The sequence below is a fragment of the Rhizobium halophilum genome (assembly GCF_021648825.1).
Lineage (GTDB): Bacteria > Pseudomonadota > Alphaproteobacteria > Rhizobiales > Rhizobiaceae > Neorhizobium > Neorhizobium halophilum.
In genome coordinates this window covers 59,979-77,737 of sequence record NZ_JAKJHS010000012.1, presented here as the reverse complement: position 1 = coordinate 77,737, position 17,759 = coordinate 59,979, and the positions used below count along the sequence as shown (strand labels likewise).

Sequence of the window (17,759 nt, the reverse complement as noted above, 5' to 3'; positions counted from 1 at the left end):
TTTCCCGGTCTTGTCAGCCTGACCTTTCGAGTAGAGCAATGGTGGACACCCGTGTCAACCGATGATAGCTATATCATCTGATGACACAGATGAAGTATCTTGCATGAACAGTAGCGGATCTCGAGAAATTGAGAGGATGAGGCTTGAAGCTAAGCCGGGGGTACCTGTCGTTAGAGCACTGGAGCGCGGCGTCGACTTGTTACGCGCGTTCTCAGCTTCTCTTCCAAGACGAACCCTGACCGAGCTTGCCCAAGCCTCTGGGCTTGATAAAAGCACGGCGCGCCGGCTTCTCTACACACTCCAAGCCTCCGGCATCGTAGAGCACGACACCCGCAGCGGTCTTTATTCGCTGACCGTTGGAGTGCTCGAAATCGCGTCTGCGGTTGAGACCGGGCGGGATCTGCGGGAGGTCGCAGCTCCCTATCTTGGCGACCTGGCTGACCGGGTAGGCGGGACATCCTTTCTTTGGATACCTCACGACGGAATGGGACTGTGCGTCGAACGGGTCCGCGCTTCCGTCCCTAGTGTCGACGCGCCATGGTTCACTGTCGGTGCCCGCACCACCTTGAACTGCGGCGGCGGACCCCGCGTGCTTCTCGCCTATATGTCACCTGAGGACCAGGAGCGCGCGCTGTCTCAGCCGCTGCTGAAAAGAACATCTGCCAGCGTAACTGACCCGCCAACTCTTCGAAGGGAAGCGCAACGCATTCACGAGCAGGGCTACGAGTTCGCGGTCGACGATTTCGTGCTCGGTCTGGCCGGCCTCGGCGTTCCAATTTTTGACCGTGACGACAAGTTGGCCGGAGCTCTCAGCATATCGGGATTAACGGAACCCCTCAGGTCGGAACTCCAGCGCAACGTCGCTCTTCTGCGCGAGGCATCGCGTGCCATCGGCCGCAAGATAATCTGAAACGGAGGCCGAAGCCACCATGGACGCGCATTCAAACCAGCTCAACGGTGCGGAAAGCCTAGTGGAGACCTTGCTTGGCGCCGGGATCGATACATGCTTCGCCAACCCGGGCACGTCGGAGATGCACCTCGTCGGCGCGCTTGACCGCTACAGCCAGATGCGCTGCGTACTTGGTCTTTTCGAAGGGGTGGTGACGGGAGCGGCGGACGGCTACGCCCGCATGACCGGTCGGCCGGCAGCGTCTCTCCTCCACCTTGGACCGGGGTTGGCAAACGGCATTGCCAACCTCCACAACGCCCGAAAGGCGGGCACGCCGATGCTGTCGATTGTCGGCGATCACGCGACATATCACCGGCAGTACGATGCACCGCTAACAAGTGACATCGAGGGTCTTGCCAAGCCGGTGTCGCACTGGTTGCGCACGAGCACGAACGCGACACACTTGGGAGGTGATGTCGCCGCCGCAGTAGTGGCATCGAAGATCGGCGGAGGAGCCGTGGCTACCTTGATCGTGCCGGCAGACGTCGCATGGAGTTCGGGGGGGCAGCCCGCAGTTGCCGCTGCCCCGTCTGCGACAGTCACTGTCGACGAGGTCGCCCTCGCACAGGCTGCAGCGATGCTGCGACAGGATGGTGCGGCGCTTTTCATCGGCGGCCCTGGGCTGCTCGAACCGGGATTAACAGCTGCAGGGCGTATCGCGGAGGAAACCGGCTGTCGGCTTATTGGCCCCACCAGCGCAGCCCGCGCGCGAGGGGGTGCTGGAGCGGTGGGGGTCGAGCGTGTGCCTTATGTTATCGATCGCGCTTTGGAGGCACTTTGCGAGGTCCGCCATGCCGTCTTCTGCGGCATGGCGGAGCCAGTTGCGTTCTTCGCGTACCCCGGCAAGCCGAGCCTCGTCTTGCCGCCAGAGGCCGAGAAATTTACGCTCGTTGCTAGCGCTTGCGACGTTGCGACGTTCCTTGATGCGCTTGCAGACTACCTCGGCGCCTCTAAAGCCCCTTCGAAGGCCCTGCATCTCGGTCGAGGAGCCCGCCAGCTCGGAAGGGGCTCCATGACGCTAGAAGGGCTCGGGACATCGATCTCTGCCCTACTTCCTGACGACGCAATCCTCGTTGATGAGTCGATCAGTGCCAGCTTCAAGCTCCTTCCAGCTTTGCGGCATACGGCGCCCCATGATCATCTCCAACTCACTGGCGGTTCGATTGGTATGGGTCTCCCGCTTGCCGCTGGCGCAGCAATTGCCGCGCCGTACCGGAAAACCGTATGCCTGCAGGCCGACGGTAGCGCGATGTACACCCTACAAGCGCTGTGGACGCAGGCGCGGGAGCGGGCCAATGTGGTGACGGTGCTACTGGCCAACGGCTCCTATGCAACGCTTCACCACGAGTTTGCCAATGTTGGATTTGGCGTCCCCGGGCCGAACGCCATCGCCATGATCGACCTGGACAAGCCCGATCTGGACTGGGTGCGACTAGGAGAAGGGATGGGCGTCTCAACGACCAAGGTCGACAATTTGGAGACGTTCAATGCTGCTTTTGCTGCAGCACTTAGGGAAGACGGGCCGACGCTCATCGTCGTTACGCCCTCTGAACCCTGAAATGCGGCGATGCCCGACGGGCCAGGTGAAGGGTGGGGCAAGACCGCCTGCCTCGGCAATCGCGTTGCGATGATTATCCAAGGAGAGTGCTCATAACCCAAGAAACGCAATACATGTTGCTGACTGGAGCGAGCCGGGGTATCGGTCACGCGACGGTCAAGTTGTTCATGACGAAGGGCTGGCGGGTTCTCACCGTGTCACGACAACCTTTCTCGGAGGAATGCTCCTGGCAGTCCGGTCGAGATAGCCATATTCAAGCCGACCTAGGAGACCTGACACAGATCGACCGACTGGCACAGTCGGTCCGCGAGCGTCTGCCGGACGGCAGGTTACATGCGCTCGTCAACAATGCCGGCATCTCACCGAAAGCAGCGGGATCAGGCCGGCTAGGCATAACAAATACCAGTGCTGAGGTCTGGACACAGGTGCTTAACGTCAATCTTGTCGCAACGGCACTGATCGCTCGCGCGCTTCTGCCGGAGCTCGAAGCGGCCAAAGGATCGATCGTCAACGTCACGTCAATCGCAGGGTCGCGTGTCCATCCTTTCGCCGGTGTTGCTTATGCAGCATCCAAGGCCGCCCTTGGGTCGCTGACGCGGGAAATGGCCTTTGAATTTGGGCCCCGGGGCATTCGAGCGAACGCTATCGCACCCGGCGAGATCGGTACGTCGATCCTGTCACCCGGCACAAATGAGCTGGTTGCGGCAGAAGTGCCGATGGGGAGATTGGGCGAGCCACGTGAAGTTGCGGAGACAATCTATTTCCTTTGCGACGCGTCATCATCATACATCAATGGGGCGGAGGTTCACATCAACGGTGGTCAGCACGTTTGAGTGTTGGCGGCTGCTGCGCCAATCACCGGCTTGTTCACGTCGAGCCGGTCGACAATCGCCGCTATCTAGTTGTCCACGTAGCGGCCGCCTGGGGCCGGCGGCCGATCCGAGCTCAGGGTATTGCGCCAGGACATAGATTGCGAACGCAGGCAGAAGCGTAGATCGAGAAGGCTGGCTGTGGCAGAACTACTCCCGCAGTGGGCCGCTTTGGGCGGGATTACACAGTAGGCTTGGTCAGCGCACGTTTGATGGCTTTCACCTAGTACTAAGTTGGTTAAAGGAACGAAGACTATGATCACTCCAGTCGTAAGGGATGTCTGCCAGTCGGACCGCGATCAGTGGGACCTCTTGTACAAGGGCTATGCCACCTTCTACAGAGTCGAGCAGACGGATGAGATGAGAAGCACTGTTTGGTCTTGGCTACATGACGACAAAAAGGAATCGAGAGGTCTGGTCGCGGAGGATGCCACTGGTCTCGTCATAGGGCTCGCGCATTACCGGCCGTTTGCGAGGCCCCTATCGGCCACGGTCGGCTGCTATCTTGATGATCTCTACGTTTCTCCGGAGGCACGCGGATCTGGAGCGGCTGACGCCCTGATCGCAAGAGTCCGCGCCATAGCCGCGCGGGAAAACTGGTCAATCGTTCGTTGGATCACCGCAGAAACGAACTATCGAGGTCGGGCGGTCTACGACCGGCTGGCTACGAAAACGAACTGGATAACTTACGACATCAAAGTTTAGGCACAGAGATGTTCCCCTCGACAGTAGCCCCTTGAACCAGTCGGAGCTCTCGACAACCGAAGTTCCTTGCCCCAGCCAGGGATGATTGCGCAGGGAGTCCGTAACAACAAGGTCATGCTCAGATCTCTTATACCTTAGCTCAACATCAGCTTCCAGTTGATCACGCGGCCGGTCATCCAGAAGGACGATGCTGAATATGATGGCCATCAAGGCTGTCGCAAGGAGCACAAGTATCAGCCGCGAAAACCAGACGTTCATTTGGGAACTCCAGCAAAACATCCGAACTGCCGGCTGGAGATGATGTTCCTCGGGTACACGGGCGGGTGGTTGTCGCGGCCAAGGACATGGACATCGCATAGTGAAGACCTGCAACTGAACAACAGGATTGCCATCTTCTCGACTTCGGAGCGCATACGTTGCAAGTTGCGGTGAACTCGCAGCCGGGGGGCGCGAATGACTGAGAATTCGAACTTCATGATAACGGTGTTAGCGGGCGGCGGTCGTGTGGCCCTCATTGGGCCTGTCTGTTGAAGTGGCAACACGTCAGTGATCTGCGTCCTGTCTGGCCCGAGGGGACAAAGGAGAGTGTGGCGAGGCTGGGCCGCCTGGTCTCCAAGGGCCGCCGGGCAAGAAGGAAGAGCGCGGCGCGCCTCTGGTGGTGAGATTGATCTATCGAGGCGCATCAGCGCCGGGGTTATCAACTCCGGCAAAGGGGTTGCCGTCAAGCAGGGGGCGGAGTTTCGTATTGCGACGGGCAAGCTGCTGATGTCCGTTCCTGGCATAGCCCTTCCCACCAGGCGTGTGAGGCCTGAGTATCCGGCGATGGCAACATATCTGTGCGGCAGGAAAGAAAAGAGCCGCTGAAACTCGGCCCCAAGCGCAAGGTCTTCAGTGAACGTCTTCGCGAAGAGGATGGAGAGAGGTCGGCGGCTTCCGCTTCGAGTGATCTTTGGGGGAAGGCAGACGATATTCAGATGGCGAGCTGAGCTTGTTAAGACGGCCAGGAATCCCCATATCAACAGCATCGGCATTGCTGATGAGAGCTGAACATCTTCAGCGCTCGCAATGCTGCCGTCGCTTTAGGCTCTGATCGCATATTCATTGGCAGAGCCGTCGAGGGACGATGGGACGCAGCGAATGCCTGCGGTTCTCATCTCGGCAACCCGGAAAGACACCTCATGAAGAAGACAGATGCTGCCGTGCTTTTGAAGCGCGCCGAGCGACAGATCGTCAATACAAGTGGTGGCGGTCACCTCGGCGGCACAAACTACGGTCAAGGCTATGATGCCAAAACGACCGGAGCGCATAGCCAGAGCCGGAAGGCCGGGTCCTCTAAGCGTTGATCAGCGCCGTCGCGGCAACGGACACAGCCCTGTCCCGGACTAGTCTGGGGCGGGGCTTCCTGTATTCAGCAGCTACGCTGGCATCACCAACAAGAGCTTTGAAGCCTTCGTTGAGACCTTGGTAGCGGTAGAGGAGGCCGGAGCACTCCTCCTTGAGGCGATGCAGAAGACGGAGCTCTCCGATGTTGGTGTCGTTGGACATCGACCTGAGACGGATATTTGCATCTATCTCTATTATTCGCGCTTCGTAGGCGGCCACAGTCTCTAGAACGTGGCGCTGGTGCTTTTGCAGAATGAAGCTCATGCGTCACCTCCAAGCGAGAGCGATACGGTTAATGGAGTTATAGGGGCGCTGGGCTTGAAAGACATGAAGCAAACGAGGCTATGGTTAACAGCCGCCATGACGACCCCCGATGAGCGTGAAGCTGCCTGTGCAGCGTCAGTCATCGTCGCAGACGGCGCAAAGCGGAGAGGAGAGGGCGAGGCGGGAGGCTGAGCGGCAGCGCCGGGACTTAGAGCAGAACGCCGACCGGATCCGCGCACGGTGCAAGACGCTTGCCGGGTTCGTCGCTAACGATGGCCGATCCTGGAGCAGCGCCCCAAGCTGCCCGGAAGACCGAGTGAAGCACGACTTCATCAGCCCCGGCCGGCAGTTGATCAGGTGCGCGTTATCCCCCCCCGGCTGACAGCCTCAAGATGATCGGCCATCGCCTCCAGCGGCCAACCCCATACCAGCTTTGCCTTCGGCTCGTCGTCTCGGCGACAGCCGTCTTCACCATATGGTGCATGAGATCGGCGTGGGAGGGGGACGGGCTTTACGCCGTGATTGATGTAAAGAGCCGGGGCAGGGACTCCGGCAGCAAGGGCGGCTCTGAGGGGGGTTCGCGAGAGCGGTCCGGGCGGGAGGTAAGCTGAGGGGGAGCTAAACGCCCTCGCGACTGAGGTCAAACGTCAATGCCCTGAAAATGGTTCCTGAGCGTCAGCAGCCTTTCCCTGGTACCTGAGGGCCCTATCTCTTCCTTCAGAAGAAGGAGCTCGTATGTCTGACGCTGAACTTACCCCAAGGAAACGGTCTCTAGTGGAGAAGCGAGCGGCCACCGATGCAGCCGCACTAGCAATCATCGACAAGGAAGCGGCTGATCGCGAGAAGAAGACTGAGCGGCTTCGCGCTTTGCGGCTGGCGCAGCCAGTGGCCGTGCCAAAAAGAAACTGAAAGGCAGCCGCTAGGTCAGCAGAGCTCAAGGGGGTGGAACGCGCGGCTTGTGCAAGCCAACAGAGGTTTCATATGGTCGCCGCGCGTTCCAAGCGTCGAGAAGAGACGCGTTGCCGGAACAGCGGGATTAAGGGAATGTTCCGCTAGAGCCTCAAGAGGGGCAGCACGAAGCCACGTCGCGGTTGAAGATGATGCAGGCTCAATCTTCCAGAGGCGGGATCTCACCGAACGAGACTATTAGGGTGGGGGACGTCATGTCGCCGGTCTCGGTGTCAACCATAACGGAATATGCCGCGACACCCGGATGACGATCAGCCATCGCAGTAGCGATCCGTTCGGCCGTCACTGCGTTACTTGCCTGTCGGATCTCACCAGGAGTCATTCCGCCCCTGCTCTTCTTGTAGGGGATGACGATGAATTTCTGCGAGATCACATTATCCTCCTTTGGTGTCCATGTCGGACGCCGAAGAGGGGTCTGTATCAGGAAATAGTGGAGGGGTCTCAGGTAATAAAAACCCGAAGGGTTGCCTCGGGTTGGATGGGGACAAGTGGAGCTATTCGCTGGGGTGCGCCCGCTGCCTGTGGCGGTCATAAGCGATCCACCCTAGCGTGCAAGCACCGGCTGCCACAGGGAACACGATCTAAAAGAGTGTTTCAGCGTCATCGATAGGCCGTGAGTGAGAACGCTTGACCTAGTACGCTAACCGGGATCGTGGCCGTCGAAAGCCTATCCAGCGCGTTCGCTAGTGGTTTTGTCCCCTCGTTATGGATGAGTGTCATTCTTCATCGTCCGGATAACGGCCATACCGCACAACTAGACCAAGCCTGTGTTAATGCAGATCCTGCACCCCATCCGCAGCTACTAGCTTTGTGACTGAGGAAAGATCGGCGTCCGGAATGATAAATACGGGCATGGTGATTGCGAGGATCGCCCCGAGGACATAGAGGGCAATCTTTACCAGAGCAATTCGGCGGGTTCTGACGCCTGTCCAATCATACTGCATTGCATGATCCTCATGATCTGTCCGCACCAACAGCGCACGGTAAATTAGCTGCACAGCATTCGTCCGCAAGGACTGTGTGAGGCTGACCAACGGAAAATTCGGACTTGGAGTGATGAGAATGGTGCCCTCGCACAGGAATTGAACCTGGCTCTCCTGCCTACGAAGCAGGTGCTCTACCGCTGAGCTACAAGGGCATGGCGTGCAGGATGGATTGCACACGGTCCTCTCGACACGAGCCGTTATATCAGCCGGTTCTTAAGGGCAGGTGACTCATGCGCCTGCAAATTTACGAATCAGGAGAAGTTCATGGCCTCCTCGCATACCAGCGCCGCGGATGAGCGATCTGGCGTGAACGAAGGTCGATAGTGCCAGTGACAGCTTCCAGAGCCTCGAGGCCTGGACCGGTCATCCGATAAGGTTCCTCCGAAGTGCAGAGCCCGAAGTCTGCAAGTTCAAGAGCGCAGATGAAATGTTTCAAGCCAAGTCGTCTCGGCAGGTGACCAGCGAGCATGCGCAATGTCTCGATCTCATCTGGGATCAGGTCAGGCATAGGGCGCAACGTGTTTCCCAACCCTTGCTTGGGGCTGACCACCTGAATCAGGAGAGGTCGGGCTTCCTCTGATCAGCACAAGCCATCCGACCAGGAGGGCATGAACGTTGAGGTGATCAGCACTACGGTCTTCGACGTCATCGGGAGCGCTCTCTAAAGCGCTGGCAGCGATTGGCTCTTGAGCAGGAAGGGCACGCGCCCGCCGGGGCAAGGGTGAGGGGGGCGGACGCGTGCTCCATAGCGCCAAGGCGGGGCGCTGAAGAGAACATACCTGTCTGCCAGCTTCGAGCATCTGCCGAAGGTCGGGCGCCTCTTTCGACCAAACGAAGAAAGCCCGCCAGCGGCGGCTGACGGGCTTCTCCGAAAAGTGCTCCCAGATCGGTGGGACCGGGAACAAGACTAATCTGCCGGCAAAACCCTTCGATCTGGTTATCGTCCTTCAACCCTCTCGACAATCAGGAGAAGATCATGGATCGCGAAGCGTTCTTCGCGGTGCTGCGGCGTGGTGGGAGCGGCGTGTTCTGCTACGTGACCTGTCCCTATCGCTTATGGTTGATGATCATTCCAACTAGAGAACGAGAGGCACCATATGTTGCCGCTATCTCGCGCTGTGTCTTCCCCGTTATCATTAGGGCTCTGATAGCGGCGATGTCGCCAGCTTCACCCTATGTCGACCCGCGTTCTTCCCCTCATAAAGCCCATGTCCGCACGCCTGAATGCATCCTGCAGTTCAGGTGCCGAGGCGAGTGACGCAACACCGAAACTCGCAGTTGGTGTCACTGGTAGATCCTCAAAGGTTGTCGTTGCCTTTTGCAGCGTCTGCGCAAAAGACAGGGCGACGTCGGCAGGGGTGCTTGGCAAAAAGACCGCGAACTCCTCGCGGCCGATGGCTGAGGTGGCGAGTGCATGGTTGCGAAGCAACTTGCCGAAGGCCTGGATTGCCAGACTCCCATCAAAGTGATTGACCCCATGCCCCCACGTCTATCCCGCCTTAAGTTCCTTCAAGCTGCGGAGACGCCAGTGTCTTTTCGTGAGGGTCCTTGTTGTCTCAGGCAGTAAGACCACTGCTCTCATTCCGGCAACTATCACTTTCGAGAGTAGAAACTCTGGTTCTTTCCCGACAATGCTGAGGGCATCGTGATTGCTGGTCACGCGACCAAAATACGCCAGCGATAGAGCGGCTCCTTGCGAGGGATGTGCGCGATGGCGCACGGCAGCAGTTCTCAAACGTAGGAGTACCGCGGAATGAGCAGGAGCTGTGGCGGTGCGCCGCGGAAGGACGTTGATTAAGGGACGGATTGTGATCGGCTCGGCAGATACGGATTTCTTCCTTTTGTTTGCCCATATTCTGACGACCGATGGTTATCGCGTTACGCTGGCGACGACAGATGGTGACGTCAGCAGCTCCGCAACCGGATCAGACATCAGGGCGGTCCTCCTTGACGACCAGCAACGCCGCTTTTCGGCGGTGCAGGCGTGCCGGTCCATCACGCAGAATGTGGCATCGCGAAATGTTGCAACGGTCGCCATTGTTGCGGCTCACGCAAACGCAAGCCACATCGAGCTTATCTCCGCGGGTGTCGACGAGGTGTTCGTGCGCCCCTTCGCGCCCGCAAGGCTGCTCGATTATCTCGATCGACGGCGCTCGCTCCAGAAGGTTCTCCTGCGTCAGAGCGGCGTGTTGATGCATTCAGGTGTGATCCTTGATCTCGATGAGCGAACGGTCACGCGAAGTGGTGTAGCGGTTCATCTGGCTCCAACTGAATTCGCCCTGCTGGCTTGCCTGATGACGAGGCCCAACAGGGTCTGCAGTCGCATCGAGCTCCTTGCTGCCGCCTGGCCGGGGCGACGGTTCGTGGAGAGCGCCACGCTGAACGTCCATATCGGCCGGTTGCGCAAAGCCCTGAACCGGGAGGGGCAGGGTGTTATCTGGACGGTCCGTTCGATTGGCTATGTGTTCGGCTCCGTCTGTGGCGGCGCCAATGCCGCTGGTCCGGCGCCGGGATGGGAAGCAGGTCAGCCATGACAGCTGTTCTGGACTGCCTCATCCATGGCGGGGCGGTAATTACAGGCGATGGCAGTACCTGCCTGGACACTGCCTCCGTCGGTCTGTTGCACGGGTATGTTGAGATGGTCTTGCCGGGCAAGCTGGAGCAACCCGTGTCAGCCAGGCAGACGATCGACGCCACAGGGTGCCTGGTATTCCCAGGTATCATCAACGCGCATGCGCACAACTGTGTCATCGGGCCATCGATGCCGAGTGGGTCCGCCCCGCCCATTCCAGCGGCAGTCAGCTGGCAAAGGAACCGCCATCTGCTTTCAGGGACAACGACGCTCCTCAACGTCTGTGGGTTTGCGCTGCCCCAAGAGCTTGAGGATTGCGATCCCCATCCGCTTGACGTCCATCTGTCCACCGCCCACAGCCCGGCCAACTTTCGCGCCGCTCAGTCTGTCGACGGTGCGGGGCTGCGCGAACGCCATCTTTGCATGACCATAGAGCTGGCATTGGCAATGGGTGCGAAAGCACTGGGAGAGGTTGGTGGTGGACAGACATTGGGGGGCGGCGCGCAGGAATACAGGTTCATCCCGGAAGCGGTGAAGCGCTTCACGGGTTGCGACATCCATCCGCATGTTGCAAGACGGCTGCGCGACGCGATTGTCGGCCGCTATCTGCGGCCGCAAGACGGAGTGGATGACGATGAGCTCCAGGCCGTGCTCGTGTCGTGTCGGCTTGCGAATGTGCTGACCCCGACCTCAGCTCGCGATCTCATCGTCGCCTCCGTGATGCCCTCCGTCGACCTTGCTCTTGCCGGCTTCGAAGAACTTGCCCGGCACTCGGAGCAAACCGGTTACCCGGCCATCTTTCACAATTCCACTCCCTCCGTGGGCACGCTTCTTGAGATCTCCGGCAAGCATCCGGGCGCGAGATTGGTTGCTGGCCATTCCAACCATCCGATGTTCCTGCCGGAGGAGGCTGTCGCCTATGCGACGCAGCTTAAAGAACGCGGCGTTGCAATCGATGTATCGACCCTTGACTGTATCGTAACACGCTGGCGCAATCATGCGTCCAACCTTGATGCGCTGGTGTCGTCAGGCCTGGTCGACACACTCTCCACCGATTTTGCAGGCGGCCACTGGGACGCGATACTGGAGGCGATCCACCGCATTATTCGCAAGCAGCAGATGACGCCTGCGGCCGCAATCGCCCTGGCAACCGGAAATGTCGCGCGCATTTTCCCGCAGCTGGCCGCTGACCGCGGTTTAATCGAGAAGGGCAGGCGAGCCGATCTTGTGATCGCTGATCGTACCAATTGTGCGCGCGTCCGTGAGGTGATCATTAAGGGGAAGTTGGTGGTGGCCAATGGTGCGATCCTCGAAAGGTCAGGGCCCGCCTGCAGATAAAACGTGGACCGCATGTTTGAGCAGCTGGCGAGGCGCGAACTCATGAACCGCCGGCTCGCATCGGTTTCTTCAGGCAAGCGATCAGTGGCTGGGGATCTCCCGCCCTCAGACGCTCAAAACCCACGAGGAAATCCAGCTGGCACTCCTCTTCCAGTAGCCGCGCTGTCGAGATCCTGAATTTTTCGAAGAGGCCATTCCAGGTGAGGGGATCGCCGGCGTCGCCGCGCGGTGAGACGATATCGGAAGAGGCTGAGCCGCCCGGCGTCTGGATGATAACTTGAGCCAGCGTCTCTGCGGGAAATCTCCGGTCCAGGTTAGGAGCCGACACCACGTCGACTCTTGCCGCCAGACGACGAACGTCAGGATCATGAAGGAGGCGCTCGTCGATCGGGGACAGCGATTGAGCGCCCTTGCACAGGGCTGCAGCAACACAAAATGGCAGGCTGTACTGAATCTCCACCAGATTGGTCGGCTCGTGGCTGTTCTGCAGACGGTTTGCCCACTCGAAGGTTCGCACTTGAATGTTCTCTATGTCACCCAGACGTATCCGGTGGTCCTCCAGGAGGCGCAACGCAGCGTCAATAGCAGGATGGATATAGCGGCAGCAGGAGTAGGGCTTGAAGTAAACCCCCAAAATGTCCCAGCGCTCTCCGAGTCCTTCCAGAACTGTCGCAGGATCATAGTAAGCGGCATGATCCAGGAGGTCACCTGGCCCGGTAAACCCCCGGTGGGCCAGCTCAAGAGACGTCAAACCCGTGACGACGCTCCAGGGAATACCTTCCTTCGCATGGTTGCCTGTCCGTCGGGCATAGCCGGAGCTTCCATTGGCCTCCTGGTTGGGCGACCAGCAGCCGGCGATCGCCATGGCCGATGCGGTCACGTTCGCGCGCGCACGGCCGATCAATGCCGCGGCTGCTATCGCTCCAAAGGCCGTCCAGCGCCCGCTCTGGCGCGTCTTGATGCTTGCGGGATTTTGTGCCGCTGCGATCCGGATGGAGATTTCATATCCTGCCACAATGCCAGCAATAAGGTCGTCTGCTTCGCCGCCATCGGCGAACGCGGCAAGGGCAGCGGGTATGACGGCCGCGCCGGGATGTCCGCGGGCCCTCCTGTGACCATCGTCATAATCCAGTGCCGACATGGCGGCGGAATTGGCAAAGGCAGCTCCAACCGGACCAAGTGAACATCCTGCAAGCCAGAGGGGTGACACGCCGCCGGCAAAGAGGGTGGCGGCCGCTGCCCTGCAAGCGCTTGCCGCCTCGGAACTATATCCTGTCACTGTGGCGGTGACGGCATCTGCCATGCAGCGCAGGGCCTGTTGCCTTACGGCTTCAGGAGGCTTGTGTCGAAGTTGTACATGGCGCCCGCAATCATCCGCACCACGAACGGCAGCGTGAGGATGATATGTGCCATCACCAGGCCGGGCGTACCGAGAAGCGAGTAGAAGCCGGTCGACGAGAGAAGCAAGACAATGGCCACTCCCTTGACGATCTGCGGAACCGCCAAGGGCGAGACCAGAATGGCCATGATCGCCTCATGGCCGGGGCATTTCTGGTAGGCGACCGCATAGGCTGCCAGGAAGCCGAGCAGGCCGCTCAAGACAGTCACAGCCGCGGCGAGCTTGATGCTGAGAAGGAAAGGATCAAGCCAGCGGCGGTCGGCCAACTCGGCAAACCACGCCAAGGTCCATTGCGAAGGATCGAAGCTGATCGCCGCTGAGGGACTGACCGAGGCTGCAAATACCACGAGAATGGGCAGCGCAATAAAGGCCAGGATCAGGAACAGCGAGAGCCGAAAGCAAAGTGATAAAATCCGGTCCATGGATCGTCCCTCAGATGTGAAGTTTGCACTGGAGGCGTGCTTCGGCGCGGGTGCCAGCAAGCGCCATGCCCAGCATCATGACCAAAAGCAGCACTGCCATGACGGCAGCCATGGGCCAGTCGATGTAGAAGAGGACCTGCTCATAGACCATGGTGGCAAGAACCTTGAAGCCGGCTCCGCCCAGCAGGGCAGGGGTGGCATAGGCACTCGCAGACATGGTGAAGGCAATCAGCAGGGAACTGATGATCCCGGGCACAGACAGAGGCAGGATGATTCGCCGGATGATCGACAGTCTTGAGGCACCCAAGATTTGCGCGGCGCGCTCAAGATTAGGGTCGATGCCCTGTATGCTCGTCAGCAGTGACAGGATGCCAAACGGCAGGACGACATGCGTCAGCCCGATCACCACGCCAAGCAGGTTCTTGGATAGGGGCAGGGGCTCCAGGATCAGTCCCGACCAGAGCAGCACCGAATTGATCGCACCGTGATCTTCCAGGATGACGAGCCAGCCATAGGTTCGCAGCACCACGCCTGCAAGTTCAGGGGCGATGGCAAGTGCAAAGACGACGGTGCGCCACGGCGACCTCGAACGCGCAAGATAATAGGCGACTGGATAGGCGATGACGGTGACGCAGACGGCGACGAGGCCCGACATCAGGGCCGTGCGCCAGAGACCGGCCAGCATCAGGTCGTCGCTGAAAAATCGCTGGTAGTTGTCGAGTGTCGCGAGTTCGCCATTGGAACCGCGAAAGCTCAGGCCGATCATCAACCCCATCGGAATGGCGAAAACAAAGACCAGGATGAGCGATGGTGGCGCAAGTGGCAGGAAAGGGCCGAGCCGCACAGGCAGACGTCCCGGCTGAGGCCGTAGGGAGGTGGTTTCTAATGATGTCATTCGTCCGCTACCTCGCCTGGGTCACGACTTCACGCTCCCAGCGGCTGCCCCATTGGGGCAAGCGCTGGGACAGCGCCGCCAGGTCTGGCAGCAACAGAGCATCGAGATCCGCCGCGGTGGTGATCTGACGGTTTCGGACGTCATCGGGGACATCAATGTCGGGTCTAGCACTGCCAACCTTGTAGCCGGTCACCCAGGCTTCCTGGCTCGTCTTCTCCAGCCAGAAGTTCACGAACTTCAGCGCTGCATCCTTGTTTTCCGCGCCACTTGGAACGTTCAAAGTGGCCACCAGGGGTACTGTGCCTTCCTTCGGTGATACGTAGTCAATCGGCAGGCCGCTCTCCATCAGAAGCTGCGCTCTGCCGTTCCAGAACGGCATCGCCCAGGCGCGACCGTCCTTGATGTAGGTCTCCATGACCGAGGAAGCCTGCTCAAATCCGACAGAGCGATGAGCGAGTTCCGCGACAGCCTGAAAGCCTGGATCAACGGCCTCGAGAAGATCACCTCCGTGGGTGACGGACATGACCGCGATCAGATAGGCCGCCATCACGTTCTGGAATGTCGGCAGGATGACTTTTCCCTCAAGCTTGTCGTCAAGCAGGTCGGACCAGGACGTGAGGCCCTGCGGGAGCTTGTCTTTTCGCCAAACCAGCGAAAGATACTGGAGCTCGTGGACTGCGCCACATTCGCCGGCAATCTCGCGAACGCGGGGATTGAGGGCGGCAACATTGGGAACAGCGGCGGGAGTGAGTGGCTCCAGCAATCCGTCGCGGCAGCCGTCAAGCGATTGGGACGCCGTCATGACGACGACGTCGAAGCCCGGTCGGCCACCGGTTGCTTTGATCTTTGCGTAGTCCTGCGATGCAGATCCCACGGCGTCATAGACAACATCGACGCCAAATTGTTGCTCGAACGGTTCGATGATCCTTTCGCGAATTATAGCTTCGTAGGGGCCGCCATAACTGTTGACGATCAGATCCTGCGCAATCGCGCCCGGCGCCCACACCATGATCATGCCAATCATGGTCGCCAGTCCTTTGGACGTCTTCATGCTCGCCTCCTCCATCGCTGCAATGGGGCGACTCTGGACGCGTGGGGGGCGCTATTACCAATAGTGATTGAGCCCGATTGATCGCTTGTGGACATGAATCGTGGACAATCGCTGCTGCTCTTGCTTGCTCCCCATTCGGCGCCGGATCATATTTCAGTACGAGAAAGGGCTCGGGAGCCGGGAGCGCTCTCTATTGGCGGCCGTGGAGGAAAGCACATGGATGAGTGGTTCGACAGACTGGTCGAGCATGTGATGCTATCACGCGATCCGGTTACCGTGAGAGAGACACTTGCGAAGCTGGCATCCGAGGCAGGGTTCGACCACTATGCCTATCTGTTCCTGTACGCGGACCATCAGGAAGTGATTTCGAATTATCGCACAGAATGGCAGCAGCGGTATTTCCAAAGGTCCTATGCCACGATCGACCCGGTGATCCAGCGCGCCTGGCAGAGGATGCAGGGATTCGCCTGGTCGAGTGACGTGGGCAGCGGGTCCAAGCAACTGAGCTCTTTCTTCGGCGAGGCTGCGGAATTCGGGATTCGATCGGGGATCACCATTCCGATCAAGACAGGTTTTACCCGCATCGCCTTGTTGACGGTGGCATCATGCGATCCGCAGTTTGCCGGTAGCCGAATGTTCAATCCCATCTCGGCGGCGGCTGCCGTTGCCCAGGTACACTGCTATCTGCAAATGCTGAACGCACAGCCGACGTCCCAAACAAAGGTCGATCTGAAAGCCGTGGAACGGGTCTACCTGCGTTGGTGTGCAGAGGGTAAACGCATGCGCGACATCGCCGTCCTTGAAAATGACAGTCCCGGCAACGTCGCCTTCCATCTGCAAAACGCCAAGGCAGCAGTGGGGGCGACGACCTTGCCGCAGGCCACAGCCCTCGGCAAGGAATTGAACCTTATCTAGCGCTGCCAAAAAGGACAGGAGGCGTTGTGCTGGTGGCAACAGCAGTTGAAGAAAATGATGGAGCGCTTCTCATGGAAACTGGTTGCTCTTAGTGCGCATCATGAGGGACGGGAAGCGGTATGGGAACGTCCGCTGCATCCTGGTTGACCCAGGTGTTGATCGGATGGGTCAAGCCGCGGACCGGATCGTGCAAATAACTCTGATGCCCCGGCAGGCCCATAGGAAACGCGACATCGCGGCTGGCTTGGTAACTCTCCGCCTGACTGGTGCAGAGCCGCACACGCATATCTTCTGGCTTGCCGTTTATCTCATTGTCCAAGGTCTCCACGAGACCCGCATCTGACACCAATTGCCCGGAAAAGGCTTCCGTCAAAAATTTGGCGGATCGCTCGTTGCGTTCTCTTTCCGTCGTTGCCCCGAGAATGACCACGATGATGCGTTTTCCGTTCTGTGCCGCAAGTCCAACGAAAGTACGCCCTGAGGCGCACAGGAAGCCGGTCTTCATTCCGATTGTGCCGGGGAAGCGCGTCAGCAGCTCGTTGTTGGATTCCAACTCCTTGCCGTCTATCGTGACTGCAGACGCCTGGAAAAACCGGCGGTATTCGGGAAATGTCTTGTCTAAATGCATCCCAAGGATCGCGAGATCACGAGCAGTTGTATAGGTTTGCGGATCGGCCAAACCATTGGGGCTGGCAAAATGGGTGCCGGTAAGGCCAATATGCTTTGCTGTCTCGTTCATGCGGCCGACGAAAGACGACTCGTCAGATGCCACCGATTCTGCCACTGCGACAGCGACGTCATTTGTCGACGCAGTCAGCATGGCAAAGAGTGCATCTTCCAGTGTCATCGTACGACCAACCGTAAGGTCGGAATTCGAAAAGGGTTGGCGGACCGCATTGCGGCTCATGGTGACGGGCGTGGAAAGACTGACTTCGGTGGCGCGAAGAGCATCGAAGACCACCAGGGCCGTCATAAGCTTTGTTGTTGAAGCTGGGTACCAGGGTTTGCCCGCTTCTTCTTGATAAAGCACTTCACGGGTCTCAGTATCGACCACGAGTACCGGTGTGGCGTTCGCTGGGGGCACAGCGAAGCAAGAGCCGATGATCAGCAAATGCTTCAATGGCCGTCGAGCCACAATAGCCTTGAACATAGTTATGTCTCCGTGCAGGCTGGTGTGTTCGCACAAGGCGCCCAGGGCGCGCAATACCGCGTCGCATCTTTAGCACCAATAGCTACCAAAAGTGGCCAGATGGGATTTCCGCCACCAAAGATTGCATAACAAATATTATGGAACCCACGCCGATTCATAATCATCGAAGGTGGAACCGGCAGCATCCGCTATGCTGACCTCATCAAGCCAGTTATGCTCTTCGTCAGTCTGCTCCTTAAGTCCGTAGTCCACGACGGCGGTGTTCCGACATCATCCGTCCGATCCTCCGGGAGCGTGAACGCGCAAGTCTCGCCTGGCACAGCGCCCCTCGATC

At 59.1% G+C, this 17,759-nt stretch carries 18 protein-coding genes and 1 tRNA gene; 9 read left to right on the top strand and 10 right to left on the bottom strand.

Annotated elements, in window-relative coordinates; all coding sequences use genetic code 11:
• Positions 1-136 precede the first annotated feature (136 nt).
• From LXM96_RS18750 to LXM96_RS18730, 5 genes are all read left to right on the top strand, one after another.
• The gene (locus LXM96_RS18750; protein WP_240000089.1) at positions 137-910 is read left to right on the top strand and encodes an IclR family transcriptional regulator; all 774 of its coding nucleotides are present in this window, start codon (positions 137-139) and stop codon (positions 908-910) included.
• A gap of 19 nt (positions 911-929) precedes the next feature.
• Positions 930-2,507: an acetolactate synthase large subunit gene (locus tag LXM96_RS18745; protein WP_240000088.1), complete on the top strand. Its 1,578-nt coding sequence runs from the start codon at positions 930-932 to the stop codon at positions 2,505-2,507.
• Between the two features lie 113 nt (positions 2,508-2,620).
• Complete coding sequence (locus LXM96_RS18740; RefSeq protein ID WP_240000087.1) at positions 2,621-3,340, top strand: SDR family NAD(P)-dependent oxidoreductase; 720 nt, start codon at positions 2,621-2,623, stop codon at positions 3,338-3,340.
• A gap of 291 nt (positions 3,341-3,631) precedes the next feature.
• Positions 3,632-4,081 (top strand): GNAT family N-acetyltransferase, encoded by a 450-nt coding sequence (locus LXM96_RS18735; RefSeq protein ID WP_240000086.1) that lies wholly within the window; start codon positions 3,632-3,634, stop codon positions 4,079-4,081.
• A 1,178-nt stretch (positions 4,082-5,259) separates the two neighbouring features.
• The gene (locus LXM96_RS18730; RefSeq protein WP_240000085.1) at positions 5,260-5,424 is read left to right on the top strand and encodes a hypothetical protein; all 165 of its coding nucleotides are present in this window, start codon (positions 5,260-5,262) and stop codon (positions 5,422-5,424) included.
• Here the strand turns inward: LXM96_RS18730 and LXM96_RS18725 are convergent.
• The gene (locus tag LXM96_RS18725; RefSeq protein WP_240000084.1) at positions 5,414-5,728 is read right to left on the bottom strand and encodes a hypothetical protein; all 315 of its coding nucleotides are present in this window, start codon (positions 5,726-5,728) and stop codon (positions 5,414-5,416) included. The genes LXM96_RS18730 and LXM96_RS18725 overlap by 11 nt on opposite strands.
• Positions 5,729-6,463: 735 nt before the next feature.
• Here LXM96_RS18725 and LXM96_RS18720 point away from each other — a divergent pair.
• On the top strand, positions 6,464-6,637 hold the full coding sequence (locus LXM96_RS18720) for a hypothetical protein (protein ID WP_240000083.1): 174 nt from the start codon (positions 6,464-6,466) through the stop codon (positions 6,635-6,637).
• A 199-nt stretch (positions 6,638-6,836) separates the two neighbouring features.
• Here LXM96_RS18720 and LXM96_RS18715 read toward each other — a convergent pair whose 3' ends face one another.
• The 4 genes from LXM96_RS18715 to LXM96_RS21910 form a co-directional block, all read right to left on the bottom strand.
• Positions 6,837-7,019: a hypothetical protein gene (locus LXM96_RS18715; protein ID WP_240000110.1), complete on the bottom strand. Its 183-nt coding sequence runs from the start codon at positions 7,017-7,019 to the stop codon at positions 6,837-6,839.
• A 448-nt stretch (positions 7,020-7,467) separates the two neighbouring features.
• On the bottom strand, positions 7,468-7,641 hold the full coding sequence (locus tag LXM96_RS18710; protein WP_240000082.1) for a hypothetical protein: 174 nt from the start codon (positions 7,639-7,641) through the stop codon (positions 7,468-7,470).
• Positions 7,642-7,760: 119 nt separating this feature from the next.
• Positions 7,761-7,835 (bottom strand) — tRNA-Thr (locus LXM96_RS18705).
• Between the two features lie 1,016 nt (positions 7,836-8,851).
• Complete coding sequence (locus LXM96_RS21910) at positions 8,852-9,130, bottom strand: diguanylate cyclase domain-containing protein (RefSeq protein ID WP_394802000.1); 279 nt, start codon at positions 9,128-9,130, stop codon at positions 8,852-8,854.
• A 325-nt stretch (positions 9,131-9,455) separates the two neighbouring features.
• On the opposite strand from LXM96_RS21910, the gene LXM96_RS21775 reads away from it, so the two are divergent.
• Together LXM96_RS21775 and LXM96_RS18695 are read left to right on the top strand one after the other, a co-directional pair.
• Positions 9,456-10,217: a response regulator transcription factor gene (locus LXM96_RS21775; RefSeq protein ID WP_240000081.1), complete on the top strand. Its 762-nt coding sequence runs from the start codon at positions 9,456-9,458 to the stop codon at positions 10,215-10,217.
• Positions 10,214-11,593 carry an amidohydrolase family protein gene (locus LXM96_RS18695; RefSeq protein ID WP_240000080.1) on the top strand — a complete coding sequence of 460 codons (1,380 nt, stop codon included), beginning with the start codon at positions 10,214-10,216 and terminating at the stop codon, positions 11,591-11,593. Before LXM96_RS21775 ends, LXM96_RS18695 begins: the two co-directional genes overlap by 4 nt.
• Before the next feature lie 40 nt (positions 11,594-11,633).
• Here the strand turns inward: LXM96_RS18695 and LXM96_RS18690 are convergent, their stop codons facing one another.
• The 4 genes from LXM96_RS18690 to LXM96_RS18675 are packed head-to-tail and all read right to left on the bottom strand — an operon-like array spanning position 11,634 to position 15,333.
• The gene (locus LXM96_RS18690; protein ID WP_240000079.1) at positions 11,634-12,896 is read right to left on the bottom strand and encodes an MmgE/PrpD family protein; all 1,263 of its coding nucleotides are present in this window, start codon (positions 12,894-12,896) and stop codon (positions 11,634-11,636) included.
• A gap of 20 nt (positions 12,897-12,916) precedes the next feature.
• Positions 12,917-13,414: an ABC transporter permease gene (locus LXM96_RS18685; RefSeq protein WP_240000078.1), complete on the bottom strand. Its 498-nt coding sequence runs from the start codon at positions 13,412-13,414 to the stop codon at positions 12,917-12,919.
• Positions 13,415-13,424: 10 nt separating this feature from the next.
• Entirely contained in the window at positions 13,425-14,309 is an 885-nt protein-coding gene (locus LXM96_RS18680) for an ABC transporter permease (RefSeq protein WP_240000077.1), read from the bottom strand.
• A gap of 7 nt (positions 14,310-14,316) precedes the next feature.
• Entirely contained in the window at positions 14,317-15,333 is a 1,017-nt protein-coding gene (locus LXM96_RS18675) for an ABC transporter substrate-binding protein (protein WP_240000109.1), read from the bottom strand.
• A gap of 243 nt (positions 15,334-15,576) precedes the next feature.
• On the opposite strand from LXM96_RS18675, the gene LXM96_RS18670 reads away from it, so the two are divergent.
• Positions 15,577-16,275 (top strand): autoinducer binding domain-containing protein, encoded by a 699-nt coding sequence (locus LXM96_RS18670; RefSeq protein WP_240000076.1) that lies wholly within the window; start codon positions 15,577-15,579, stop codon positions 16,273-16,275.
• An 88-nt stretch (positions 16,276-16,363) separates the two neighbouring features.
• On the opposite strand, the gene LXM96_RS18665 is transcribed toward LXM96_RS18670, so the two are convergent.
• Positions 16,364-17,425 carry a D-alanyl-D-alanine carboxypeptidase family protein gene (locus LXM96_RS18665; protein ID WP_240000075.1) on the bottom strand — a complete coding sequence of 354 codons (1,062 nt, stop codon included), beginning with the start codon at positions 17,423-17,425 and terminating at the stop codon, positions 16,364-16,366.
• Between the last annotated feature and the right edge of the window lie 334 nt (positions 17,426-17,759).